This window comes from Halomonas sp. V046 (assembly GCF_052645355.1).
The window spans coordinates 14,663-38,066 of record NZ_JBQXYF010000011.1; the positions used below are offsets into that span (position 1 = coordinate 14,663).

General features: G+C 64.8%; 23 protein-coding genes. 7 read left to right on the forward strand and 16 right to left on the reverse strand.

Annotated features, from left to right (window positions below; all coding sequences use genetic code 11):
* Positions 1-80: 80 nt before the first annotated feature.
* The 3 genes from catA to ACUN9Y_RS15395 form a co-directional block, all read right to left on the reverse strand.
* Positions 81-1,055, reverse strand: a complete 975-nt coding sequence (gene catA, locus ACUN9Y_RS15385; protein ID WP_445461606.1) for a catechol 1,2-dioxygenase — start codon at positions 1,053-1,055, stop codon at positions 81-83.
* 237 nt (positions 1,056-1,292) lie between these two features.
* Positions 1,293-1,583 (reverse strand): muconolactone Delta-isomerase, encoded by a 291-nt coding sequence (gene catC / locus ACUN9Y_RS15390; RefSeq protein ID WP_445461607.1) that lies wholly within the window; start codon positions 1,581-1,583, stop codon positions 1,293-1,295.
* Between the two features lie 112 nt (positions 1,584-1,695).
* Positions 1,696-2,814, reverse strand: a complete 1,119-nt coding sequence (locus ACUN9Y_RS15395; protein WP_445461608.1) for a muconate/chloromuconate family cycloisomerase — start codon at positions 2,812-2,814, stop codon at positions 1,696-1,698.
* A gap of 232 nt (positions 2,815-3,046) precedes the next feature.
* Here ACUN9Y_RS15395 and ACUN9Y_RS15400 point away from each other — a divergent pair, with 232 nt between their 5' ends.
* A complete protein-coding gene (locus ACUN9Y_RS15400) occupies positions 3,047-3,949 on the forward strand; it encodes a LysR family transcriptional regulator (protein ID WP_445461609.1) in 903 nt (300 codons plus the stop codon).
* Positions 3,950-4,205: 256 nt separating this feature from the next.
* Here ACUN9Y_RS15400 and ACUN9Y_RS15405 read toward each other — a convergent pair whose 3' ends face one another.
* From ACUN9Y_RS15405 to ACUN9Y_RS15430, 6 genes are all read right to left on the reverse strand, one after another.
* Complete coding sequence (locus ACUN9Y_RS15405) at positions 4,206-4,568, reverse strand: RidA family protein (RefSeq protein WP_445461610.1); 363 nt, start codon at positions 4,566-4,568, stop codon at positions 4,206-4,208.
* Between the two features lie 207 nt (positions 4,569-4,775).
* A complete protein-coding gene (locus ACUN9Y_RS15410) occupies positions 4,776-5,060 on the reverse strand; it encodes a HigA family addiction module antitoxin (protein WP_445461611.1) in 285 nt (94 codons plus the stop codon).
* A gap of 9 nt (positions 5,061-5,069) precedes the next feature.
* Positions 5,070-5,348, reverse strand: coding sequence for a type II toxin-antitoxin system RelE/ParE family toxin (locus ACUN9Y_RS15415; RefSeq protein WP_445461612.1), 279 nt, complete (start codon positions 5,346-5,348; stop codon positions 5,070-5,072).
* A 454-nt stretch (positions 5,349-5,802) separates the two neighbouring features.
* The gene (gene pcaG / locus ACUN9Y_RS15420) at positions 5,803-6,438 is read right to left on the reverse strand and encodes a protocatechuate 3,4-dioxygenase subunit alpha (RefSeq protein WP_445461613.1); all 636 of its coding nucleotides are present in this window, start codon (positions 6,436-6,438) and stop codon (positions 5,803-5,805) included.
* A 129-nt stretch (positions 6,439-6,567) separates the two neighbouring features.
* Positions 6,568-7,296 (reverse strand): protocatechuate 3,4-dioxygenase subunit beta, encoded by a 729-nt coding sequence (gene pcaH, locus ACUN9Y_RS15425; protein ID WP_445461614.1) that lies wholly within the window; start codon positions 7,294-7,296, stop codon positions 6,568-6,570.
* 156 nt (positions 7,297-7,452) lie between these two features.
* Complete coding sequence (locus ACUN9Y_RS15430; protein ID WP_445461615.1) at positions 7,453-8,400, reverse strand: LysR substrate-binding domain-containing protein; 948 nt, start codon at positions 8,398-8,400, stop codon at positions 7,453-7,455.
* Positions 8,401-8,996: 596 nt separating this feature from the next.
* On the opposite strand from ACUN9Y_RS15430, the gene ACUN9Y_RS15435 reads away from it, so the two are divergent.
* The 4 genes from ACUN9Y_RS15435 (at position 8,997) to ACUN9Y_RS15450 (ending at position 13,824) form a co-directional block, all read left to right on the forward strand.
* Positions 8,997-9,656: a TRAP transporter small permease gene (locus tag ACUN9Y_RS15435; RefSeq protein ID WP_445461616.1), complete on the forward strand. Its 660-nt coding sequence runs from the start codon at positions 8,997-8,999 to the stop codon at positions 9,654-9,656.
* Positions 9,649-10,935 carry a TRAP transporter large permease gene (locus ACUN9Y_RS15440; RefSeq protein ID WP_445461617.1) on the forward strand — a complete coding sequence of 429 codons (1,287 nt, stop codon included), beginning with the start codon at positions 9,649-9,651 and terminating at the stop codon, positions 10,933-10,935. Before ACUN9Y_RS15435 ends, ACUN9Y_RS15440 begins: the two co-directional genes overlap by 8 nt.
* Positions 10,936-11,030: 95 nt before the next feature.
* A complete protein-coding gene (locus tag ACUN9Y_RS15445; RefSeq protein ID WP_445461618.1) occupies positions 11,031-12,155 on the forward strand; it encodes a TRAP transporter substrate-binding protein in 1,125 nt (374 codons plus the stop codon).
* Between the two features lie 145 nt (positions 12,156-12,300).
* The gene (locus ACUN9Y_RS15450) at positions 12,301-13,824 is read left to right on the forward strand and encodes a sulfatase-like hydrolase/transferase (RefSeq protein WP_445461619.1); all 1,524 of its coding nucleotides are present in this window, start codon (positions 12,301-12,303) and stop codon (positions 13,822-13,824) included.
* Between the two features lie 60 nt (positions 13,825-13,884).
* On the opposite strand, the gene pcaQ is transcribed toward ACUN9Y_RS15450, so the two are convergent.
* The 7 genes from pcaQ to ACUN9Y_RS15485 all read right to left on the reverse strand — a co-directional run bounded on the left by pcaQ (position 13,885) and on the right by ACUN9Y_RS15485 (position 21,575).
* The gene (gene pcaQ, locus ACUN9Y_RS15455; RefSeq protein ID WP_445461620.1) at positions 13,885-14,808 is read right to left on the reverse strand and encodes a pca operon transcription factor PcaQ; all 924 of its coding nucleotides are present in this window, start codon (positions 14,806-14,808) and stop codon (positions 13,885-13,887) included.
* A gap of 81 nt (positions 14,809-14,889) precedes the next feature.
* Positions 14,890-15,333, reverse strand: a complete 444-nt coding sequence (locus ACUN9Y_RS15460; RefSeq protein ID WP_445461621.1) for a hypothetical protein — start codon at positions 15,331-15,333, stop codon at positions 14,890-14,892.
* Positions 15,334-15,670: 337 nt separating this feature from the next.
* Positions 15,671-16,861: an alpha/beta fold hydrolase gene (locus ACUN9Y_RS15465; protein WP_445461622.1), complete on the reverse strand. Its 1,191-nt coding sequence runs from the start codon at positions 16,859-16,861 to the stop codon at positions 15,671-15,673.
* 92 nt (positions 16,862-16,953) lie between these two features.
* Positions 16,954-18,159, reverse strand: coding sequence for a 3-oxoadipyl-CoA thiolase (gene pcaF, locus ACUN9Y_RS15470; protein ID WP_445461623.1), 1,206 nt, complete (start codon positions 18,157-18,159; stop codon positions 16,954-16,956).
* A 182-nt stretch (positions 18,160-18,341) separates the two neighbouring features.
* Positions 18,342-19,136, reverse strand: coding sequence for a CoA-transferase subunit beta (locus ACUN9Y_RS15475; protein ID WP_445461624.1), 795 nt, complete (start codon positions 19,134-19,136; stop codon positions 18,342-18,344).
* Positions 19,136-19,963: a CoA transferase subunit A gene (locus ACUN9Y_RS15480; protein WP_445461625.1), complete on the reverse strand. Its 828-nt coding sequence runs from the start codon at positions 19,961-19,963 to the stop codon at positions 19,136-19,138. Before ACUN9Y_RS15480 ends, ACUN9Y_RS15475 begins: the two co-directional genes overlap by 1 nt.
* Before the next feature lie 208 nt (positions 19,964-20,171).
* Positions 20,172-21,575 (reverse strand): class-II fumarase/aspartase family protein, encoded by a 1,404-nt coding sequence (locus ACUN9Y_RS15485; protein ID WP_445461626.1) that lies wholly within the window; start codon positions 21,573-21,575, stop codon positions 20,172-20,174.
* Between the two features lie 185 nt (positions 21,576-21,760).
* Here ACUN9Y_RS15485 and ACUN9Y_RS15490 point away from each other — a divergent pair, with 185 nt between their 5' ends.
* Entirely contained in the window at positions 21,761-22,552 is a 792-nt protein-coding gene (locus tag ACUN9Y_RS15490; RefSeq protein ID WP_445461627.1) for an IclR family transcriptional regulator domain-containing protein, read from the forward strand.
* Positions 22,553-22,622: 70 nt separating this feature from the next.
* Positions 22,623-23,402, forward strand: coding sequence for an IclR family transcriptional regulator (locus ACUN9Y_RS15495; protein WP_445461628.1), 780 nt, complete (start codon positions 22,623-22,625; stop codon positions 23,400-23,402).
* The last annotated feature ends 2 nt before the right edge of the window (positions 23,403-23,404 follow it).

Consider the following 23,404-nt stretch of genomic DNA (forward strand, 5'->3'; position numbering starts at 1 on the left):
ACCCCGTCGGCGCCAGCGTGAGTCTCCCCGGGCCTTGGCAGTAACGCCCTGGCCGTGGAAGTCATCGGATAGAGGGAAAATCAGGCGTCTTCGAGGGCCCGCGGGCGCTTGTGACGGTCCTGCAGATCGGCGGCCTCGGTCGCTGCCAGCTCGACGTCGAACACCACTTCGGTATGCGGCCCATCGATGCCGCGCTGACGCGCCTTGTCGGCGTCCTCGATGCGCGAGGCATCGACCACCAGCTCTTCGCGGGTGGCGAAGGCGAAGTCATCGAAGGTATAGGGGTCGCCGGCCAGGTTGATCTGGGTGGTCAGGTGACGGTGCCCGGGAGCCGAGACGAAGAAGTGAATGTGCGCGGGTCGCTGACCGTGACGGCCGAGCAGATCCAGCACCTGCTGGGTCGGGCTGTCCGGCGGGCAGCCGTAGCCGGAAGGAATGATGCTGCGTGCGCGGTAGCGACCCTCGGCGTCGGCCAGGATGGTGCGACGCAGGTGATAGTCGGCCTGGGACGGATCGAAGAAGCTGTAGTTGCCCTTGCTGTCGGCATGCCAGATCTCGACCTGGGCGCCGGCGATGGGGTTGCCGTCGGTATCGCGTACCTGGCCTGTCAGCCACATCACCTCGGCCTCGGTATCGCTGCCATCATCCATGCGTGCCTCGCCCTCGCTGACCGGAGCACCGGCCACGTACAACGGGCCTTCGATGGTCCGCGGCGTGCCGCCGGCAAGGCCGAGCGCCTCGTCACGGGCGTCCATGCGCATGTCGAGGTAGTGATCGAAGCCAAGCCCCGGGGCCAGCAGGCCAAACTGGGTGTCCTTGCCCAGGGCATTGAGCAGCGACACCGCCTGCCAGAACTCCTCGGGACTGACGTCGAAGTCATCGACCAGCTTGTAGATGTCGGACAGCAGGCGATGGATGATTTCCTTGGCCCGTTCGCTGCCGGCACTCTTGTCGAACCCGCTGACGGCGTTAAGAAAATCCTGGACCTCGGGGGTATCGAAGATGCGCTGGGCCCCGGCGGCCGGCATGCTGCTGTTATCGTTGGCGCTATTCATGTCGCTATCCTCACGGTGTGGCGTGGTGGTTGTTTTTCTTCTTGGCAATCTCGTCGTGTGCCGCTAGTCGTGTGCTGCTAGCGGTGCTCTGCTAGCGATGTTGCCGCTGCCGCAAACACTCGTTGTGGCAACACCTGTTCACTCGGTAGCGCTTATCGACAAACACATGGCGCGGGGCCCTCCCCCGCAGGAGGCTCTTGCGAGCGGCTACGCCCTGACTGCCAGGGCGGCGTTAACTCAGCTGTCGTCGTCACGCACCGATGACGGGTGGCGACACAGCGGCTTGACCTGGATGTCCATGTAAGGGAACAGCGGCAGGTTCGAGACCAGCTCCTGCAGCTCGGCATTGTCCTTGACGTCGAAGATGCTGACGTTCGAGTAGCTGCCGGCCACGCGCCACAGGTGGCGCCACTTGCCGCAGCGCTGCAGGTCCTGGGAGTAGGCCTTCTCGGTGGCCTTGATCTGCGCGGCGCGCTCGGCGGGCATGTCGGTCGGCAGCTTCACGGTCATTTCCACTTGGAACAGCATCTCGATTCTCCTCGGGTTCGGTGGCCCCTGGTCTCGGGGCGCTTGGCTCGATCTGGGCGCTTGGTCTGGGCGCTCGATCTGGGCGCTTGGCGTGTGGTTCAGGGTCGCCGACCTAGCGGCGGGCATATTCCCTGAGCTTGTCTTCGTCGAGGCTGACGCCAAGCCCCGGGCCGCCTGGCAGCGTGACCCCGAACTCGCTGAAGGTCAGCGGCCGGGTGACGATGTCGTCGGTCAACAGCAGCGGGCCGAACATCTCGGTGCCCCAGGTCATTTCCGGCAGCGTGGCCCAGGCGTGCAAGGAGGCGACGGTGCCGATCGTGCCCTCGAGCATGGTGCCGCCATAGAGCCCGATACCGGCGGCCTGGGCCAGGTGTGCCAGGCGCAGCGCCCCGCGGGGGCCGCCGCTCTTGGCGATCTTGAGGGCGAAGGCGCCGCTGAAACCGTGGTGGATCAGCGATAGACCGTCGCGGCTGTCCTGAACGCCTTCATCGGCCAGCATCGCCACCTCGAAACGATTGGCGAGCCGGGTCAGCCCTGCGTGCTCGTGGGCCGGCGTCGCCTGCTCGATCAGCTCCACTCCGGCCTCTTGCAGCGCCGAGATGCCGCGCACGGCGGTGGGCTCATCCCAGGCCTGGTTGACGTCGACGCGCACACTCGCCCGATCGCCAAGCGCGGCCTTGATGGCGGCCACGTGGCGCACGTCATCGTCCAGCCGGTTGGCTCCGATCTTGAGCTTGAAGTCACGGTGGCGGCGGTCGCTCAAGCGCCGCTCGGCCTCCTCGATATCGCGCTCGGTGTCGCCGCTGGCCAGCGTCCACAGCACCGGCAGGTGCGTGTGGCGAGCCCCGCCGAGCAAGCTGGCGACGCTGACGCCGAGGCGCTTGCCCTGAGCATCCAACAGCGCCGTCTCCAGCGCCGACTTGGCGATGGTGTTGCCCTTGGCGACCTTGTCGAGCCGCGCCATCAGCGCATTCAGGTTGTCTGCGGCTTGCCCCACCAGCATCGGCGCCAGATAGGTATCCAGGTTGAGCTTCATGCTCTCGGGGCTTTCCGGCCCGTAGGACAGGCCGCCGATGGTGGTAGCCTCGCCGATGCCCTCGACGCCATCGGCGCAGCGCAGCCGCACAATCACCATGGTCTGGGTCGCCATGGTGGCCATCGACAGCTTGTGCGGTCGGATGGTCGGCAGATCGACCAGCAGCGTCTCGATGGATTCAATCAGGACAGACATGGCGTCTCCGGGACTCGTGGCTAAGCGCAATGGAATGACTGCCGTAAGCGATCAAGGAATACCTTTGTGAGCTTGGTCTTACATGACCTGGGGCGTACAGCGAACGCCAAACGCTTTGCTGATCGACGCCCCGTCTCACAATGCCCATGATCCGGCGATTGAATGCAGTCTGGTTGTATCCGGGATCATGAACCAATATGGTTTGGGTGCCACGCCATACCCTGGAGGTATCATGGAGCTACGCCACCTACGCTACTTCAGCGTCACCGCCGAAGAGCTGAACATCACCAAGGCGGCCGCCAGACTGCATATGGCGCAGCCCCCTTTGACTCGTCAAATCAATCAGTTAGAAGAAGAAATAGGCGCCAAGCTGTTTCTTCGCGGGCCACGCGGATTGACCCTGACACCGGCCGGCCAGCTCTTTCATGAGCACGCTATTCAGATACTCGAGAAGTTGGACACCACGGTCGCCGCCGTACGGCGTCTGGTCCGCCACAACCGTGAGCTGTTCGGCATCGGCTTCGTGCCCTCGGTGTTCTACGGGCAGTTACCGCTGCTGGTGCGTGGATTACGACAAAAGGACAACGTGGAACTCACCCTGGCCGAGTTGACCACGGTGGAGCAGGTGCAGGCCCTGAAGGCGGGAAGAATCGACATTGGTTTCGGCCGACTTCGCATCGACGACCCCGAGGTCGAGCAGGAAGTGCTGTTCGAAGAGCCGATGATGGCGGCGGTTCCGGTGGGCCATCCGCTCGATGGCACCACGCCGACCCTGGCAGAATTGGCGAAGTATCCGCTGATCCTGTACCCGGCGAGCCCACGACCAAGCCTCGCCGACCTGGTGCTGGGCATGTTCCGGCGGCGAGGGCTCAAGGTAAACGTGGTGCAGGAGGCCCATGAAATGCAGACGGCCCTGGGCCTGATCGTGTCCGACTTCGGCATCACCCTGGTGCCGGAGCAGGTCAAGCGCCAGAACCGGGATGGCATCAGCTACCTGTACCTGGCCGAAAAGCACATCACCTCCCCCATCGTCTGCAGCCGGCGCCGGGGCGAGGCGCCGAGCGAGACCATGAAGGCCGCCAACGAGATCCTCGAGGTGCTGGTGGAAAACCGCCGAACGGGGAAGTACCCATAGGCTCGGTGATTGCCGCCTGCAGGGCCGGGAATCGATGCTACCTGCCCCCGACAGCACCGCTTGACGTCAGGGGCTAGAAGCCCAGACTCCGCCCATCGCCCGACATGATGCGAGCGGGTGGCTCTTGCCAGCCTGCGCTCACCCTGCAGCGCTTCGCAGCATTGAGCGCAGCCGGTTCTCGTCTCCCCCGAAGCAGCGGCCAGCCAATGTGCCATGCAGGGTTACTGCACTAGGCCACTGCGCACCAGCACCGGTGCTATTGATACGCCTTTCCCGCGGCGGCGACGAAGGCCATCTCCACCAGCAGTTCGGGATTGGCGAGCTCGGCCTTGACGCAGGCGCGACTCGGCGCGGTACCGGGCGCAAACCAGGCATCCCAGACCTCATTGAGCGCCGCGAAATTGGCGAAATCGGTCACGTAGATGGTCACAGACAAGACGCGAGTCTTGTCGCTGCCGACCTTCGCCAGCGACTCCTCGGCCTGGGCGAATATCTGACCGACCTGGCCCTTGATATCGGCGCGGGTGTCGGCCTCGGCCACCTCGACGAAGTGGGCAATACCCTGAAAGACGGTGATATCCGACCAGCGTGGCGTGGGGTTGATGCGGTGTATGGTCATGGTCTTGTCTCGACATCTCGGAAATTCTGAGGACAACCACCGGGGCTCGTTCGAGTCAGGCGGCTCGGATCGGGTGCTCGGAGTAGGTAACTCGGATCAGGTAACTCGGATCAAGTAACTAGAGCCAGGCCGTTCGGTTCGCGTCGTGCATCGTGACGACAGCCGTGAGCACCGGCGCGCCTGGCGGCAGGAAGCACTCTACCGTGGTCAGGCAGATAACTTTGTGACCTTGAGTTCATGGCGATGCCGCTCGGCATGCCACAGCTCATACTGGGTCTGCTGATTGAGCCAGCTCTCTGCCGAGGTGTCGAAGGCGATGGAAAGACGGACCGCCATTTCGGGGCTAATACCCGCCTTACCGTTGAGCACCGCACTAAGCGTCTTGCGGCTGACACCAAGCGCCTGGGCCGCCGCCGTGACGGTCAGCCCAAGTGGCTCGAGACAAAGCTCTTTTATCACTTCACCGGGATGGGGGGGGGTGTGCATCATCATGACCGTACCTCAATGATAATCTTCGTAGTTCACGACCTCGGCGTCGCCATTGCTGAATATGGACGTCACGCGCCAGTTGCCGCTGACCGCAACCGACCAGACGCCAATACGATCGCCCTTGAGTTCGTGAAGCTTGAGCCCTGGCAAGTCCATGTCTCGGGCGTCGATGGCGGCATGCAGCCGACCGAGAATGAGGCGGAGCCTCTTGCCATGGGCAGCCTGAATACCGGCGGTACTGCCGGTCGTTAAGAACTTGGCCAACCCCTTGTGCTTGACGCTTCGTATCATGACCAGACCGTAACCCGAGGCGTAACAGGTGTCAATTGAGCAAGACGCCAGCGCCGGGCGTCTCTCGTAGCGAATGGCGGGCAGTGGTACAGAGCGTAGATAACGAGGAGTTCACGCGGGGACGTGCCTTCCTGATATCTGTACCTCTACGACAGCGTATCCACACCGAACGTCGCCTGGCCCAAGCGCCTGCTGGGTGCCGAATCCCGAACACAATCAACAAGCGCCGCGGGCCTTTCGGCACGCGGCGCTGCAGTGACTGCTTCGATCCAGCGACTCGAAACCAGGTGCTTGAAACCCGGTGCCTGAAACCAAGCGCCTGAAACCCGGTGCCTGAAACCAAGCGCCTGAAAGCTCGGTCATTGGCGGTCGGTCACTGACGCTCGGTCGTTGGCGGGCGATGACCTCCCTCTACCCACCGATACCCACCGATACCCACCGACGTCGTCATCGATCAGAAGTCGAAGAACACCGTCTCGCCATCACCTTGCAAGATGATGTCCAGGCGATAGCGCGGGATGCCGCCATCACCGGCTTCCTTCTTGGCGATCAGCGTCTGACGCCGGGCCGGGGACTCGACCGCATTGAGCACCGGGCATTGCCCGTTGGCCTCGGCTTCATCGTCGAAGTACAGGCGGGTCTGCAGCTGAATGTTCACCCCACGAGCGAACACGGCGAGCGAAATGTGAGGGGCCATCGTCTTGCCATCGCTGCGCGTGATGGCGCCGGGCTTGACGGTATGAAGCGTCCACTCGCTGTCGCCCTGCGCCGTGGTCGCGGTGCGACCGAAACTGTTGAACGGTGCCTTGAGTTCAAACTCGGCCTGATACTGCCCCCGACCGTCGGCCTGCCAGGCTTCGATCAGTGCATCGCGCACCAGGTCGCCGTTGCCGTCGATCACGCGGCCGACCACCTCGATTCGCTCGCCATCGGCGCCGTCACCGGCCATCCGGTTCCAGATCTCTTCTTCGCGCTCGGGTAATCCGGCGACATCCAGCGCCAGGCCGATGTGCACGTAGGGACCGGCGGTCTGTGAGGCTGTCTCGCGCAGCATCAACTCGGCGGTAGGCGTGAAGTTCGGTTGTTCCATGCTTGTCTCCTCGCGCCTGAGCCGTCAGGCGTCGCCGACGGCTCCAGGCAGGCTGATTCGGTTGCCCGTCTCGTGGTCAGGGCCGGCGCAGGCCGCTGTGGCGAGCGCCTCTCGATTTCGTGATGCGGCCTACTGGTTTTCGAAATAGGTCTGCAGCTCGCCGCGCACGACCAGGTCGAAGCGGTAGGCCAAGGCGTCCATGGGGTTGGAGCGGGCCATGTCGAGCCGGCCGATCATGGTCTGCACCGCCTCGTCGTCGTTCAGGGTCTGGACGATGGGGCAGATCGGAATCAGCGGGTCGCCCTCGAAGTACATCTGGGTGATCAGGCGCGTGGAAATCGCCGGCCCCATCACGCTCACGTGAATGTGCGCGGGGCGCCAGGTATTGATGCCGTTGGGCCAGGGATACGGACCCGGCTTGATGGTGCGAAAGTGGTACCAGCCGTCGTCGTCGGTGAGGCAGCGCCCGACGCCCCCGAAGTTGGGATCGAGCGGGGCCAGGTAGCCATCCTTCTTGTGCCGATAACGCCCGCCGGCGTTGGCCTGCCACATCTCCACCAGGGTGTGCGGCACGGGCTTGCCGAACTGATCGACCACGCGGCCGAACATGATCATGCGCTCACCGATGGGCAGACCCGCGCTGTCCTCGCTGTCTCGGTAGTTGAGCAGCAGGTCATTGTCGTGGGGCCCCATGTTCAGCTTGCGAAAATCGGGGCCGGTCAGCTCCGACACGCTGGGCCTTTGCAGGCTGACCAGGGCTTGGCCGGGCGAGCGCGGCACACTGGTCTTGTAGCCGGGGGCATAGGCAGGCGGATGGGCATTGCGGTCGCGTTCGACGAAGCGCCGGGTGATGGTCATGGCGTTCTCTCTCAGGGCTGGCAGGGTGATTGGAGCAGCGCGCGTTATTGGAAGATATTCGATGCGCTGCTGCTGTCATTTTCGTTATGCCCCGAGTGTGGCGACTCGCCGCAGGCCTGCCAATTGAGTCCTTGCCGCCACACCATAACCCTATGGTTATGACGGATCATCGATGAGCGCGTCGGCCCTGACCCGCAGGCGCACCTCGCCGCGCAGCAGCTCGAGAAACGCAAGCCCCAGCGGCGAGAACGCGGTATCGGTGCGAAAGGTGACGCCCACCGGCACGCGCAGCAAACGACTATGCAGAGGCAGGCGGACCAGGGTGCCCTGGTCGAGATCGAACTCCACGGTACCTCGCGGCGCCAGCCAGACGGCGTCCTGGTCTCTGGTATAGACCCGAGAGAACAGATCGCTGAGCGCCTCGGTCCAGTCACTCCCGATCCCGACACCGGAGGCGAGGAAGTAGTCATCGACGAGGCCACGCACCGTAGTGCCCTCGGGGGGCACCACAATGGGGTAGCGCGAAAGGCCCAGGGCCGTGACCGCCGGCTCGGCGCACAACGGGTGCGCCGCGTGGACCACGGCGACGATCTCCTCCTCGTAAAGCGGTTCGAACGATAGCCCGACATTGTCACGCTTGATCATGCCTCCAACGATGAAATCTTGCTCCCCGCCGCGTAAAAGCCCGGCCAGAAACTCGTAGGGCCCGGTCATGATCTGGACGCCAACGTCGCGCCGGCGCGCCTTGAGTGCGGCCACGGCCCGTGGCACCACCGAGCCCGCCACCGTCGGCAGGGCGCCGATGCGCAGCACCTCGCGCTCTTGCCCGGGGTCGCGGGCCGCCGTGATGGCGCGGGAAAAGGTCACCAGGCTCTGGGCGGCGTGCTCGTGGAACGCCTCGCCCGCCGGCGTCAACGTCGTGCCTTTGCGTCCACGTTTGAGCAGCACGACGCCGAGTTCCTGCTCCAGCTCGCGCAGCGACTTGGACACCGCCGACTGGGTAATATTGAGGGCCTGCGAGGCGCGCTGAAGATTGCCCTGGCGCACGATCTCCATAAACACGCGCATATGGCGCAGGGTGACGTTGCGCCCGCTGGTAGTCATCGCTCGCTCCTTTTCCGTGTTGCGCTGGCCTTGCTCCGTTTCTGTTGCATGCGCGCCTTGGGCTCCCCCTCGGGCCCGCCTTGGCAGTCCGTGCTCGGCGCCGTTGGCCGGTCACCCGTTAGCCACGGGCCCTCTTGGCTGGATGCACTGGGCTTGGCTCACCGGGCTTGGCTCACCGGGCTTGGCTCACCGGGCTTGGCTCACCAGGCTTGGCTCACCGGGCTTGGCTCACCGGGCTTGGCTCACCGGGCTTGGCTCAACAGACTTAGCTCAACAGACTTCGCTCAAGCACATGGCGGAGCCTCTCCCGTCCCTCTCGTCGCCAAACTGCCGCCCCTGCCAGGTGTAGGTGGTCGCCCAATCGTCGGCTCAGGCACTGCCGATGACAAAGAACGCCTCCTGACTCAAGGTAATCGCTCCCCGACCAATGTCTAAAACTTAACCATATAGTTCATCAAAATGGGAGAAAGTGTCGCTTTCTCTAGCCATATGGTTCTCTTAGGCTGCTGGCATGCCCTGCGGTTCGCCCGCGGCACCCTGACACCGCCTACGGGCGGCCGAGGCCACAACGACAAGATCCCGAAGAGGACTCGACCATGGCTCACCCGTCTCACGGCTCGCCCTCGAAGCCGACCGCCAGTTCACCTGACGCCAAGACCGGCGGTGGCCCCCCTCCCGCCGCCCCGCCCCTGGACAATCGCCCGACTCAGGCCCCCGATCACGACAGCGGCCACGCTCATCACACCGCACCGGCCGATGATCGCGTACGCCGCGCACCGGAGTACATCATCGGTTCGGTGGCGCTAGTCGCCTTCATCGCCCTGGCCGCCATGCAGGTGGTCACCCGCTACGTCTTCAACAACCCCCTCGACTGGACCGAGGAGCTCGCCGCTCATCTGCTGGTGTGGCTGGTGTTCATCGGCGCCATCGGCGTGCAACGCGAAGACGGCCATCTGCGAGTGGAAATGGTCGATGAATGGCTATCACCACGCAGGGCGAACCTGCTGCGCCTGGGGTTCGACGTGCTCGCCCTGGTCACCCTGGTGATCCTGGTGGTCGGCGGCATCGAGCTCTACCAGAGCCTGCGCTTTGACAAGCTGCCGGCGCTGCGCTGGCCGCTGCGCAACATCATGGTCATCGTACCGATCGCCTGTGCGCTGATGGCTCTGTTCACCCTGGGACATATCCGTCGCCGCCTGAAGGCCGCCGCGAGTGGAGCACCCTCCAGCCACGCCGAAGGATCCGACCATGACTGATCTCATTCTCTATCTGCTGCTGCTAAAGATGGTGTTGTTGCTGGCAGGCTTTCCGATTTCGTTCTCGGCGATTCTGGTCTCGGCGATCTACATCCTGATCGAAGGCCTTCCGCTGTCGCTGGTCGCTCAGAAGATCTCCTTCTCGTTGGCAAGTTTCACCTTGCTGGCCATTCCCCTGTTCATGTTCGCCGGCAAGATCACGACCGCCTCGGGCATCTCGGATCGCATCTTCGACTTCGCCGTGCGCCTGGTCGGGCGCATTCCCGGCGGGCTCGGCCATGTCAACGTCGGCTCGAGCCTGATCTTCTCCGGCATGTCCGGCTCGGCGCTGGCCGACGTCGCAGGCCTCGGCGAGATCGAGTACAAGGCGATGACCCGCAAGGGCTATGACGCCGACTTTTCCGCCGGTATTACCCTGGCGTCCTCGGCCCTCGGGCCGATCCTGCCTCCGAGCCTGCCCATGGTATTGTTCGGCGCCGCCTCCGGCGTATCGATCACCGGCCTTTTTCTCGGCGGCATTCTGCCCGCCTTCCTCATCGCCCTGGCGCTGATGATCTACGTGTTCATCGTTGGCTGGCGCCACGGCTACGTGGACCATAGCTGGGACGGCTGGCTGCGTCTGGCCAGCGCTTTCATCGGTGCCCTGCCCGCGCTCGCCACCCCCGTGATCATCGTCGGTGGCATGACCCTTGGCATCTTCAGCGCTACCGAAGCCGCCGCAGCGGCGGTCATCTACGTGCTGCTGATCACCACCTTCATCTACCGCGACCTGACGCTAAAGACGCTCTACAACGTGCTCTATGACACCGTCATCGAGTCCTCACGCCTGCTGTTTCTGATCGCCACCGCGCTGCTGCTCGGGTGGGTACTCACCGACGCCGAACTGCCGCAGATGATCGCCGCATTTGCCAGCGAGCACATCGACTCCACCGGCGGCTTCATGTTTGCCGCCATGCTCACCTTCCTGGTACTCGGCGCGGTGATCGAGAACGCCATCCTGATGCTGATCCTGGCGCCGATGCTCACGCCGATCGCGGCCCAACAGTTCGGCATCGATCCGATTCATTTCGGCGTGTGTTCGGTGTTCGCCATCATGCTCGGCCAGTTCACTCCGCCCATCGGCCTGTCACTGTTCGTGATGCGCGGCATCACCAAGTTCAGTCTGGCTCGGGTGTCCCTGGCGGTGGCGCCGTTTCTGATCCCGCTGATCGCGAGCCTCGCCATCATGGCCGCGGTACCGGAACTGGTGCTGGCGGTACCGAGAGCGCTGGGGCTCTAAGCCCGCAGGGCCAACGCCATCGACCGATTCAAGCTGCCCCTCGGGCATCTAGGCCCGCCCTTCACCCAGACAACAAAGACAACGGAGCACGCCCCATGACGCCGACGATCACCTCATGCAATCCCCCCCTCGACACCCCCCTCGACACCCCGCGCGATGCCGCGCCGGCGTGGCTGCCGACAACCATGCCGACAACCATGCCGAAAACCGCCGCCAGGGTCGCGCCACTGCTCGGCCTTGCCGGTCTGGCACTCGCCACCGTCGCCACCAGCCTGCCGACGCTTGCCGCCGACACCGAGTTGCGCCTGGCGCTGGAAAACATGCCCGATGAGCCGGTCACCCAAGGCATGCACCGCTTCGCCGACCTGGTGGAAGAGTATTCCGAGGGTCGGGTCACGGTGCAGGTCAGCGACAGCGGACACCTCGGCAACGGACGAGAACTGTTCAATCAGCTCTACAGCGGCGCCATCGATCTTGGCAAGCCGTCCTTTCCGATCCTCGCCGATGTCGTGCCCGAGTATTCCGTCACCATGGCCGGCTATTTCTTCGACGACTGGGAGCAGCTACTCGGCGTGCTCAATGCCCCGGAATATGGCGAAAAATGGCGCAAGCAACTGCTCGACGATGCCGGCCTGCGCATCCTCGAGTACTACTACTTCGGCACTCGCGAAGTGACCATGGCCGGGCAAACACCGCGGAGCCCCGAGGCGTTCAACGGCGTGAAGCTGCGCGCGGTGACCAACCCGATGTCGCTGTCGGTGATCAAGGGCATGGGGGCGAACCCTACCCCCATTCCCTTCCCGGAACTCTTTCAGGCACTGAATCAGGGCGTCGCCGATGGTCAGGAAAATCCGCTGCCGACCATCTATGCCAACCGTCTCTACGAGGTTCAAGACAGCGTGATCCTGACCCACCACCAGTTGGTCGGTCAGCCTCTGGTGATCAACAACGCCACCTATGAGGCGCTTTCCGACGACGACCAGGCGGCCATCGACAAGGCCGCCGAAGAGGCCATGGCCTATGCCACCGAGCTCGCCATCGAGCAGGAGGCAACGATCGTCGACGCCCTGAAAGACAACGGCATGCAGGTGATCGAACTAAGCGATGACGAACGTCAGGCCTTCGCCGACAGCGTACGCGCGCAGATCCTAGCCGACTTCGATGGACGTGACTGGGAAGAAGGCTTCGCCCAGCAGGTACTCGACTTTATCGGCGAGTGATGTGGGGCGGGCGCCCCCGTCGCCCGCCCTTCGCCTCCCTGGCCGACGTGCCTGTTGCCCTCGCCGAACGGCGCTGCGATATCGGGCTGCCAGGAGCCTCGTTGATTGATACCACCCGTTTCTCCATGACGCTCAGGATGCCGCCATGCGCGTGATCTACGTACTGTTCGACTCCCTCAACCGCTCGGCCCTCGGCTGCTACGGCGGTGCCATTCCAACGCCGAACTTCGACCGTCTCGCGGCGCGCTCGACGGTCTTTGATCGCCACTACATCGGCAGCATGCCGTGCATGCCGGCGCGACGCGACATGCATACCGGTCGGCTCAATTTCATGCACCGCAGCTGGGGGCCCCTCGAAATCTTCGACGATTCCTTCGCCGTGACAATGACGCAAGGTGGCGTCTACAGCCACCTGGTCACCGACCACAACCACTACTTCGAGGACGGCGGCTCGACCTACCACAATCGCTATTCGAGCTTCGATTTCATTCGCGGCCAGGAAAGCGACCCTTGGGTCGCCATGGTCAAGCCACCCATCGAGCGCTTCCGCGAGATGTATCACCCTGAACAGTTCGGCGGAGAGCGCATCGGCCACCGAGTCCAGGGCATGCTCAACGAAACCGCACTGCACACCAGAGACGACTATCCCGTGGCCAAATGCGTGGATTCGGCGCTGTCGTTTCTTGAAGCCAACGGCGTCGAAGACCACTGGTTTCTGCACCTGGAGTGCTTCGATCCTCACGAGCCATTCACCGCCCCCGCCAAGTATCGCGAGCAGTTTCCAACCCGCTACCAGGGGCCGATCTACACCTGGCCGAAGTACCGCACCACGGAGGATGCGACCAGCGATGAAATCGAGGAGATTCGTGCCAACTACGGCGCTCTCGTGGCCTTCTGCGACGACGAGCTAGGCCGTCTGCTCGACCATCTCGATACCCATAATCTGTGGGATTCCACCGCCGTGGTGCTGACAACCGACCACGGGTTCATGCTTGGCGAACACGGCTGGTGGGGCAAGAACCGCATGCCATTCTTCAATGAAATCGCCAATATTCCCTTGATGATCCACCACCCATCGCTACCGGACAGTTGGGGCACGCGCTGCCAGGCGTTGTCTCAGACTACCGATCTCAGCGCTACCTTGCTGGCGCTGTTCGATTTGCCTGCGGGCGAGCACGGCCTCGGCCAGTCGCTGCTGCCACTGCTGGAAGGACGGCGGGACAGCGTCCGAGATTTGGCCATGTACGGCATCTTCGGCGGCGCGCTCAATGCCACCGACGGCGACCTGACCTACTTCCTCTATCCCCAGGACATGGAGGACAAGCCGCTATTCGAGTACACCCTGATGCCGATGCACACGGCGAGCCTGTTCACCCCGCATGAAGTGGCGGATGCCGAGCTCTATCGCGGCTTCAACTTCACCAAGGGAGCGCCGGTGCTGCGCATGAGTGCCAAGGCCGATGCCAAGCGTCCGCCGCTTCAGGGTGGCGGTTTCGCCGAGACGGCGACCTGCCTGTACGATCTGAACCGGGACCCCGGACAGACGGCCCCCTTTCGTGACGACGCCACCGAAGCACGTTTCCAGGCCCTGATGAAGCGCGAGATGGCACGTCATGAGGCCCCCGGCGAGTTGTACGAGCGTTTCGGACTCGATGAGCGGCCTCGGTAAGGCCCCCGCCTGACCTCATGCTCGGTGGTTGCCATGACTTGGCTTGATGACGCCAGCGCGCTAGCGGGGCCGCTCGGCCGCCGCCTGGCGCAGGCTCTCGCAGAAGGCGTCCAGGGCCAGTGACGAGGCCATGGCGGTATTGGTACATAGCCCGACCGAACCGCCATGGCGTTCAAACTGCAGCGACAACTCCACCAGCCGCCCGGTCTCAAGCTCCTCGGCCACCGCTTCGAAGGGCGCGACCCAGATGGCGTCACCGTCGAGAGTGAACCGCTGACACAGCGGCAGCGACAAGGTTTCCAGACATGGGGTCGGCACCGCGATGGCGTGGCGCACGCAGAAGCTCTCGACCTGCTGGCGCAAGGTCGTCTGGTGCGGCGGCACCGCCCAGGGGAAGTCGACCAGACGGTCGGCATCGTCCAGCGCTATGCCATCCAGCGGATGGCCGGCGCGCACGACAAGGCGCAGCGACTCGTAATAGAGATGTTCGAAGGCCAGGTCGCGGATCTCCCTGGCTTCGGTCATGCGCCCCACCACCAGGTCGATCTCGCCGAGGGCCAGGCGCGACAGCAAGAAGGCACTGGGGCCGGTCACCACACGAACACTGACCTCCTGGCCCTGGCTTTCCAGCTGCCAGCGCTGAATCGCCGCCGGCAGCAGCCGACTCTCGACGGTCGAGAGTGCGCCGACCCTGAGCCAGCGTTGGCCGACGTGAACATCGGCAAGGGCCCCCACGCCTTCCTCCAGCGCGCGAATCGCCGGTCCCGCGTGGCGTAACAACGTCAATCCGGCCTGGGTCAGGCTCACGCCCTGGACGCCCCGTTCGAACAGCACCGCGCCGACGATTTCCTCGAGCTCCCGAACCGCCTTCGAGATACCCGGCTGGGTGATGGCCAGCGACTCGGCGGCCCGGGCGAAGCTGCGGCGCTTGGCCACCTCGAGAAAGGCATTGAGATGGCGCAGTTTGATGCGGTGATTGAGCATGAAAAGGATCCGCGTGAAAAAAAGTCGCCGAGGACGGTCGCTCGCCTTGCACACCGTTCGGGTCTGGGCAAGCCAGGACCGCTAACGATCGCAGGCGGCCAGCATGCGGTCGATGGACTCGGCGGAGCCATCCAGGGAGTAACGGCTGGTGCTGGCCTGCATCGGAAGCACCACCGCGACATTGCCACGCTTGAGGGTTCGCATCAGCTGAGAAGGCGCCGGCGCGAACCAGACGCCGTCGGGGGGAGAATGCAGCGCCTCGAGGCGAAAGCCCAGACCATCGACCACCACATCCAGGGCCTTGCGCCGGTCGCTACCGGTTTTTTGCTCGAACCCCACCACCGAGATCGTCGGCACGCCATGCCAACAGACCAGGGCCAGATCGTGCCCGCCGGAGACGGACGATGCCAGGGCCGTCGGCGACTCGCCGAAAACCGGATGCTCGTTTGCGTAGCGCCATTCGGCGCCGGCCGGTGCGACAACACCGACGATAAGCAGCAACGCTGCCAGAATCTTCCACCACATGGTAATACCTCGTGTCTGCTCTCCTGTCACCGACCATGGTCCAGGGCTTCCGGTTCCCGGAGGACTCGCTGCCTGATTTAGCCTAGCAAGATCCACAAGGGTCACGAGGATGCTCGCGCTCGAGTCATGCGATCGAGTCACGCGGTGCGGCACCGATGACGCCATACAACACGAACGGGGAAGAAGCCTGGGCTTCTCCCCCGTCATCCACCGCCACTATCGGCCAGCCGCCTGACGCCAGCAGCGCTCCTCGGCGCCCTCTTTACCACTGCCGCACGAGCGCCGGCAAGCATGGCGGCCTGCCAGGCTTAGTCGCCTTAAGGCGTCGGGCCTGCCCTCAGTCGCCCGTGCCCCAACCCAGCTCCTTGGCCAGCGCAAAGGCATGATTGGCCGCGGGCACGCCGCCGTAAATCGCCACGTGCATCAGCACCTGACGCAGCTCTGCCTCGCTCAAGCCGATGCGTCGGGCGGTCTTCAGGTGCAGGGTCAACTCCTCACGCCCGAGCGCCGCGAGGATGCCCGTGGTGATCATGCTGCGCTCGCGACGCGTCAGATCGTCATTGCTCCACAGCTCGCCCCAGGCCAGGCGCGTGATCATCTGCTGGAAGGGCGCATCGAGGGAAGTGGCGTTAGCGGTGGAACGAGCCACGTGCTCCTCGCCCAGCACCTGCTTGCGCGTCGTCAAGCCGACCTCGTAGTCGACGCCTTGGGCGCCGATATCGCCAAGGTCCACCGCCAGGGCGTCGAGCAACCAGGCGGCGAAGCGCTCAGGCACTTCGACCGAGGGCACGTGGCCGACGCCCTCGAAGACCGTCGGGGCCGCGGCGTCTGCGCCGTCGGCAAACTCGCCGGCGAGCGCTTCCAGGCTCTCTGGCGGCGTCGCCAGGTCTTCACGGCCCGCCAGCAGGTTGACCTTCACCCCTGCGGCTTCGAGCCGGCCGCGGAAATCGGCGCGGCCAAGCATCTCGCACAACAGCGCATAGGAGTTGTCATCACCACGCCCCATGGCAGTGCGCCAGCCTGCTTCCAGGGCAGGCGAGGCATCGAACGCCGCCTGGGAGAACCAGCGCGGCACGATCTCCCCGGACATGGACGCAAGCCCCTCGTCACGCACGCGAGCGGCGCGGGTGTTCCACATCTCGGCGGTACCGATGACGGCGCCGGTGTTGGTCAGCGTCACCGACAGCAGGCGCTCGCGGTGGTGCTCCACCAACGCCTGGCCAACCACCCCACCGATGGAGGTACCGGCGAAGTGAAAGCGGGAAGCGCCAGCGAGGTCGGCCAGCGCCACCACGTCGGCGGCAAGCTCGGCCGGTGTGACGTCGCTCTGCTCGGCGAAAGGCTCGCTCACCCCATGGCCAGGCAGATCCCAGGTCAGCACTCGATAGCGCGACAGCAGCCGTGGCAGGACGTCGTCCCATACCGACTGGTTCATGCCGAGCGGATGGCCCAGTATCAGCAGCGGCTGGGCCTCTGCGCCCAGCAGCCGATAGGCCAGGACGCGGTTGTTGATCGTTGCAAATGCCATCAGGAGTCTCCATTGGCGGGCATAGGACGCAGAGCCTTCATCGCCGCTACGCGGGGGCCTTCATCGCCGCTACGCGGGGGCTGGGCGCGTCATCAGGCTCGTTCGATCAGGGTAGCAATACCCTGGCCGACGCCGACGCACATGGTGCAAAGGGCATAGCGCTTGCCTTGCTTGTGCAGTTCGTGGGCCGCGGTCATCAGCAGCCGCGCGCCGGACATGCCCAGCGGGTGGCCGAGGGCGATGGCGCCGCCATTGGGGTTGACCCGAGGGTCATCGTCCTTGAGGCCAAGATCGCGCAGGCAGGCGAGCGCTTGAGCGGCGAAGGCCTCGTTGAGTTCGATAACGTCGATGTCGTCCAGGGACACGCCGGTACGCTCGAGCAACCGCCTGACCGCCGGCACCGGACCATAGCCCATGATACGCGGCTCGACGCCGGCGGTGGCCATGCCGACGATCCGTGCCATCGGCGTCAGACCATGCTGTTTCAGCGCTTCTTCGCTGGCCACCAGCATGGCGGCGGCGCCGTCGTTGACCCCCGAGGCGTTACCGGCGGTGACGCTGCCGTTGTCCTTGAATGGCGTCGACAGCTTGCCGAGCTTCTCCACCGTGGTGCCGGGGCGCAGGTGCTCGTCGGCATCGAAGATCAGCGGCTCCTGCTTGCGCCGGGGGATCTCGATGGCGACGATTTCCTCGGCGAAGCGGCCGGCCTTCTGGGCGCTGGCGGCCTTGTCCTGAGAGCGCACCGCGAAGGCGTCCTGATCTTCCCGGGAAATCCCGAACTGCTCGGCCACGTTCTCGGCGGTCTCGGGCATCGAGTGAGTATCGAAGACCTTTTTCATCAACGGGTTGACGAAACGCCAGCCGATGGTGGTGTCCTCGATCTTCTGACCACGGGAAAAAGCGCTGTCGGCCTTGCCCATCACGTAGGGCGCACGGGACATGGATTCCACGCCGCCGGCCAGCGCCAGGTCCATCTCGCCGGCCTTGATGGCGCGAAAGGCGGTGCCCACCGCATCCATGCCGGAGCCACACAGCCGGTTCATGGTGGTACCGGGCACCGACGGCGGAACCCCGGCCAGCAGCGACGCCATGCGTGCTACGTTGCGGTTGTCTTCGCCGGCCTGGTTGGCACAGCCCATGAAGACTTCCTCGATGGCCGCCGGATCGAGATCCGGCGCCTGGCACAGTACCGCCTTGAAGATATCGGCGGCTAGATCATCCGGGCGCACGCTGGCCAGGGTGCCACCGAAGCGGCCCACGGCGCTGCGCCGTGGGTGACACAGATAGACGTTGGTCATGCTCGACTCCTGATCGGCGGCGGGGCGCGTCGGGCGCGCGACGCCTCTCCCCGCTGCGGCTAGTCTGACGTGGTCGATACTCGCGTCGCGACCACGGTGGCCATCCTCTAGCGCCTTATACGCCTTGCGCCGCGTTCGCCTGCGCGACCCGGGAGCGACGGGATGGCACCGAAAGAATGCGCTTACTGCCCGGCGTGAGCGCGTTCGGTACGCGCCTTCAGCTCACGCAGCACCTCGAGCTCACGTGCGCTCGGTACCGGGGTGGTCTCGAGATCCGCGGCAAAGCGAATCTCCCAGCCGGTCGCTTCCTGGACCTGCTCGCGGGTCACGCCCGGATGCAACGACACCACGGTCAGCTCGCGATCGTCGGGGTCGGGCTTCATCACGCATAGATCGGAAATCACCCGCGTCGGGCCCTTGCCGATGTGGGGGACCTTGTCGCGGCCCTTACCGTCGCGGCCGAAGCCGAGCGTGGTGATGAAGTCCACGTCCTTGACGAAGGCGCGGGGCGAATGCTTCAGGGTGATAAAGACCTCGCCGGCGTTGGTCGCGATCTCGGGGGCCCCGCCACCGCCCGGCAGACGCACCTTGGGTGCCTGGTAGTCGCCGATCAGGGTGGTATTGAGATTGCAGTAGCGATCGATCTGGGCGGTGCCGAGGAAGCCGACGTTGACCTTGCCACCCTGCAGCCAGTAGCGAAACATTTCCGGTACCGAGACGGTGGTCAGTGCCGATTCGCACAGCTCACCGTCGCCGATCGACAGCGGCAGCACCTCGGGCTTGGTCTGCAGGGTGCCGGATTCATAGATCAGCACCACATCGGGGGCGTGGGTCAGGCGCGCCAGGTTGGCGGCCTCCGACGGCAGGCCGATGCCGACGAAGCAGGTCATGCCGTTTTCCAGCGCCCGGGCGGCGGTGACGGTCATCATTTCGCCGGCGGTGTAGTCCGACGCGGTGGTGGTGTCGATGGCGCTCATCAGGCATCCCTCCCGTTCATCACATGGTCCTCGATCCAGCGAGAGAAAGCGTCGCGATCGCGGGCAATCGCGTCCCACTCCTTGTAGAAGCGGTTATCGCGAGGGTAGTAGCCGTGGGCATAGGATGGCAGTGAGCCTTTCTCGGCCACCGCGATGGCGGCGATCGCCCAGCCCGGGATGATGCAGGCGTTGGGGTGATAGTCGGCCTCGGTGGTCAGGTCGTCGACGATCTCCTCGACGGTGACGATGGCGTGCTTGGCCGCCAGCACGGCCTCCTTCTGCACCCCGACGATGCCTTCGACCAGCACATTCCCGGCGCGATCGGCCTTCTGTGCATGCACGATGGATACGTCCGGTCGCACCGAGGGCACCGCCGCCAGGCGCTCGCCGGTGAAGGGGCAGTCGATGAACTTGATCTGGTCGTTGACGCTAGGCAGCTCGCTGCCGACATAACCGCGCAAAATGGCCAACGGCAGGCCCGCGGCCCCCGCTTCAAAGGCGCACGCCATGGCCGCATGGCTGTGCTCGAGAATCTCGATCTTGCGCGGCCAGCCCTTCTCGACGGCGTCACGCAAGCGATGCAGCGATCCCACGCCGGGGTTGCCGCCCCAGGAGAAGATCACCTTCTTGGCACAGCCCGCCCCTATCAGCTGGTCATAGACGAGATCCGGCGTCATGCGAATCAGCGTCAGATCGCGCCGGCCCTGACGAATGACTTCATGCCCGGCGGCGAAGGGAATCAGGTGCGTGAAGCCTTCCATGGCCACGGTCGCGCCGTCTTCGACGTAGCGCGCGACCGCGTCATGCAGGCTGAGAATCTCGGCCATGATGGTTCGCCTCTGTGTGGTTCTCGACGGTTCTCGACGGTTCTCGATAACAACAGGGAGTCTTCGACTCACTTATTCGCTATCCGAACATTGGTTTGTGATACGAACACAATAATCCGCCCCCGAAATGCCGTCAAATGCACAAAAAAAAGGGAGCGGACTCGGCCTGCTCCCTTCAAACTTCGTTTTATAGTGTTAATTCATGCGGTTACGCCCCCTCCAGCCAGCGAGCCGCGCGTTCGACCTGAGCTTTGCTGCTACCAAGGTATAAGGCTGGATCCGTCGCGCTCTCGAGCTCGCCGCGGCGAAGCCCATCGCCGTCCTCGTCGCGGCTGAGCAACTGGCGATCCGTCAGCGCAGCCTCGTCGCGGCTGAGCAACTGGCGATCCGTCAGCGCAGCCTCCAGCGCCTCGACATATCGCGTGCCCTGTCGGCGGGCCTGCTCCGCCGCCTCGGCGGCCAGGGCCTTGGCCGCATCGGGCCCCAGATAGGGCGTCAGCAGGCGCGCCACCGGCTCGGCCATGATCGCACCCCCGGTGATCGCCATATTGGTGCTCATGCGCTCGGCGTTGACCTCAAGGCCCTCGAGCAAGATAGCGGCGTGTTCGAGCATGCCCTCGAGCAGCAACACGCTCTCGGACAGCGGCGCCCATTCGGCATGCCATTCGCCAAGGCCCCGCTCAAGAGGCTGAGCCGTGGCCGAGAGGATCACCCCGGTGTGGCCATGCAGCCGACGCGCCGCGCCGCGCATCAAGGCACAGTGCACCGGATTGCGCTTATGCGGCATCGATGACGACTCGCCCATGCCGGGAGCGGCGGGTTCCGCCACCTCACCGACCTCGGTCTGGGTCAGCAGCGACACATCCAGGGCCAGTGTCTCGGCGGCGCCCGCGCAGGCATCCAATGCCGTCGCGAGGGCATGGATGGGCTGACGATCGGTGTGCCAGGGCAGCACCGGCGCGGCAAGGCCCAGGCGCTCGGCCAATGCCTCCATCAGCTCAAGGCCCTGATCGCCCCACCCCGAATGGACCCCGACGGCACCGCCGAACTGCACCGGCAGCCCCGCCTCGAGGATCGTCGCCAGACGACGCCGCGCCGCCTCCAGGCCAAGTGCCCACTGGGCCACCTTGACCCCGAAGGCAATCGGCAATGCCTGCTGCATCAGGGTGCGCCCGACCATCGGTGTCTCGTCGTGATCACGCATCAGGCCAAGGGCCGCGCTCCGGCAGCGCACCAGCAAGGCATCGATGGCCGCCAGGCGAGGAGTGATCAGGTGCATCAACGCCGAGTCGACCACGTCCTGGCTGGTCGCGCCCAGGTGCCAGTAGCGCTTCAGCTCCTCGGGCAAGGCGGTGCGGCCAGCCTTGACGAAGGGAATGGCCGCGTTGCCCCCGGTGGCGATGCCGGCGCCAATCGCCATCGCATCGAAGGCATGCCCCTCGAGGCAGTCGCGCATCCGGCGCGAAACGCCGGCGGGAATGGCACCGGCCTCTTCCTGCACCTCGGCGAGCGCCAGCTCGAACGCCAGCATCGACTGAACATAGGCGTCGTCGCGGCAGGCCTCGAGCGCCGCCGCACTCATGAAGGGATGGCTCAACAGGGCCGAGGGCATGGTAGGACCTCCAAGGGGGTTGGGGTGAGCGATGAGCGTCACCCAATAGTCGTACATGTGTTCGCATTTCGAACAAATATGCTAAATTACCCAGCAGATCCCGAGCAACTCATCCTATGCGACTGGCGCTGGCTGCCGATCGCTTCGTCGCCACTCTTCACCGATCATTATCAAGGACGCCTGCGATGGATACGGCACTCAAAGACGCCGCCCTGAGCCCCGACGACCGTGACTTCGTCACGGCGCTGGCCAGCGGCCTCGACGTCATTCTAGCCTTCGATGAGAACAACCCGCGCATGACCTTAAGCGAGGTCGCCGCTCGCACCGACATGAACCGCGCCCGGGCTCGGCGCTTCTTGCTGACGCTGCATGCGATGGGCTATGTGCGCAAGGACCAGCGCTACTTCGAACTCGCGCCGCGAGTGCTGCAGCTCGGCTACGCCTTCCTGTCGGCCAACAATTATCGCAACGTGATCCAGCAGGTGCTCGAGGACATCACCGCCGAGTGCGGCGAGTCGTCGTCGCTCGGCGTGCTCGACGGCGACGACGTGACCTACGTGGCGCGCTCGGCCTCACGCCAGCGTCTGATGGCCATCACCCTGTCGGTGGGCACACGACTGCCGGCGGCCCATACGTCCATGGGCCGCGTCTTGTTGGCGCAGTTGCCCGATGACCAGCTCCAGGCCTATCTCGACCGGGTCCAGCTCGAGCGCTACACCGACAAGACCATCACCGACAGCGATGAGCTCAGGCGTGCCGTTCTCGAGGTTCGCCAACAAGGCTACGCCATCTCCGACCAGGAACTGGATTCTGGCCTGCGCTCGCTCGCGGTGCCGGCGTTCAGCGCCAACGGCTCGCTGATTGGCGCCATCAACATCAGCACCAATGCCGCACGCGTCGACTTCGATACCCTGCTGCGCCAGTACCTGCCGTTGCTGCAGGAGAAGGCGCGCCAGATTCGTGCCCACGTGAGTTGAACGAGGACGCCGATGCCTGCCACGCCCATCGCATCACCGCCCGAACACCAGGCCCGCAAGGAGCGAGCACATGGCCGGTAGTCTGATCGAACGCACCTTGGCCGTCGTCGAGCTCTTGTCCGGCGACGCCGACGGCGTACCGCTTCTGGTCATCGCCGAGCGTGTGGGCATTCCCAAGAGCGCGGCCCACCGCATCTGCAATGAGCTCATCCGCCTCGGCCACGTACGCCAGGACCCAGCGACGCAGTATTACCGCCTGACCACCCGCCTGATGGCGCTGGGCTTTCGCTACCTGGCCAGTACCGGCGCCAACGACGTCCTCCAGCCGATACTCGACCGTCTGGCCGAGGACAGCGGCGAACTGGTGCGGCTATCGGTCATCGAAGGACGCCATCTGACCTGGATCGCCAAGGCCCAGGGCGCCAAGAGCGGCCTGCGCTATGACCCCGATCAGGGCCGCGAGGCGCGCCTGTTCTGTACCGCCAGCGGCCACGCCTGGCTCGCCACCCTGGACGACGCCGAGGCCCTGGCCCTGGTCCACGAACAGGGCATGGACGATTCCCCCGAGCTTGGCCCCAACGCCCCGCGTGATGAAGCCACCCTGCGGGCCTATCTGCGCGAGACCCGGGTACGCGGCTACAGCCGCCTGAGTGATAGCGTCGCCCTGGGCACCGCGGCCATGGCGGCGCGGATCAGCCACCCGGTCAGTGGCACCCCCTTGGGGGTCTTGAGCATCGCCGGCCCCAGCGCTCGGCTGAACGAAGGGCGCATCGCCGCCCTCGCCGCGGCGCTACTGCGCGCCGCCGAGGAGATTTCCCAGGCCAGCGCCAGCTCGCGCCTGTTCCGCTAACG

Excerpts from the sequence above, each read along its gene's own strand:
- catA (WP_445461606.1), bottom strand. The coding sequence starts at position 1,055 with ATGAATAGCGCCAACGATAACAGCAGCATGCCGGCCGCCGGGGCCCAG.
- catC (WP_445461607.1), bottom strand. The coding sequence starts at position 1,583 with ATGCTGTTCCAAGTGGAAATGACCGTGAAGCTGCCGACCGACATGCCC.
- ACUN9Y_RS15395 (WP_445461608.1), bottom strand. The coding sequence starts at position 2,814 with ATGTCTGTCCTGATTGAATCCATCGAGACGCTGCTGGTCGATCTGCCG.
- ACUN9Y_RS15400 (WP_445461609.1), top strand. The coding sequence starts at position 3,047 with ATGGAGCTACGCCACCTACGCTACTTCAGCGTCACCGCCGAAGAGCTG.
- ACUN9Y_RS15405 (WP_445461610.1), bottom strand. The coding sequence starts at position 4,568 with ATGACCATACACCGCATCAACCCCACGCCACGCTGGTCGGATATCACC.
- ACUN9Y_RS15410 (WP_445461611.1), bottom strand. The coding sequence starts at position 5,060 with ATGATGATGCACACCCCCCCCCATCCCGGTGAAGTGATAAAAGAGCTT.
- ACUN9Y_RS15415 (WP_445461612.1), bottom strand. The coding sequence starts at position 5,348 with ATGATACGAAGCGTCAAGCACAAGGGGTTGGCCAAGTTCTTAACGACC.
- pcaG (WP_445461613.1), bottom strand. The coding sequence starts at position 6,438 with ATGGAACAACCGAACTTCACGCCTACCGCCGAGTTGATGCTGCGCGAG.
- pcaH (WP_445461614.1), bottom strand. The coding sequence starts at position 7,296 with ATGACCATCACCCGGCGCTTCGTCGAACGCGACCGCAATGCCCATCCG.
- ACUN9Y_RS15430 (WP_445461615.1), bottom strand. The coding sequence starts at position 8,400 with ATGACTACCAGCGGGCGCAACGTCACCCTGCGCCATATGCGCGTGTTT.
- ACUN9Y_RS15435 (WP_445461616.1), top strand. The coding sequence starts at position 8,997 with ATGGCTCACCCGTCTCACGGCTCGCCCTCGAAGCCGACCGCCAGTTCA.
- ACUN9Y_RS15440 (WP_445461617.1), top strand. The coding sequence starts at position 9,649 with ATGACTGATCTCATTCTCTATCTGCTGCTGCTAAAGATGGTGTTGTTG.
- ACUN9Y_RS15445 (WP_445461618.1), top strand. The coding sequence starts at position 11,031 with ATGACGCCGACGATCACCTCATGCAATCCCCCCCTCGACACCCCCCTC.
- ACUN9Y_RS15450 (WP_445461619.1), top strand. The coding sequence starts at position 12,301 with ATGCGCGTGATCTACGTACTGTTCGACTCCCTCAACCGCTCGGCCCTC.
- pcaQ (WP_445461620.1), bottom strand. The coding sequence starts at position 14,808 with ATGCTCAATCACCGCATCAAACTGCGCCATCTCAATGCCTTTCTCGAG.
- ACUN9Y_RS15460 (WP_445461621.1), bottom strand. The coding sequence starts at position 15,333 with ATGTGGTGGAAGATTCTGGCAGCGTTGCTGCTTATCGTCGGTGTTGTC.
- ACUN9Y_RS15465 (WP_445461622.1), bottom strand. The coding sequence starts at position 16,861 with ATGGCATTTGCAACGATCAACAACCGCGTCCTGGCCTATCGGCTGCTG.
- pcaF (WP_445461623.1), bottom strand. The coding sequence starts at position 18,159 with ATGACCAACGTCTATCTGTGTCACCCACGGCGCAGCGCCGTGGGCCGC.
- ACUN9Y_RS15475 (WP_445461624.1), bottom strand. The coding sequence starts at position 19,136 with ATGAGCGCCATCGACACCACCACCGCGTCGGACTACACCGCCGGCGAA.
- ACUN9Y_RS15480 (WP_445461625.1), bottom strand. The coding sequence starts at position 19,963 with ATGGCCGAGATTCTCAGCCTGCATGACGCGGTCGCGCGCTACGTCGAA.
- ACUN9Y_RS15485 (WP_445461626.1), bottom strand. The coding sequence starts at position 21,575 with ATGCCCTCGGCCCTGTTGAGCCATCCCTTCATGAGTGCGGCGGCGCTC.
- ACUN9Y_RS15490 (WP_445461627.1), top strand. The coding sequence starts at position 21,761 with ATGGATACGGCACTCAAAGACGCCGCCCTGAGCCCCGACGACCGTGAC.
- ACUN9Y_RS15495 (WP_445461628.1), top strand. The coding sequence starts at position 22,623 with ATGGCCGGTAGTCTGATCGAACGCACCTTGGCCGTCGTCGAGCTCTTG.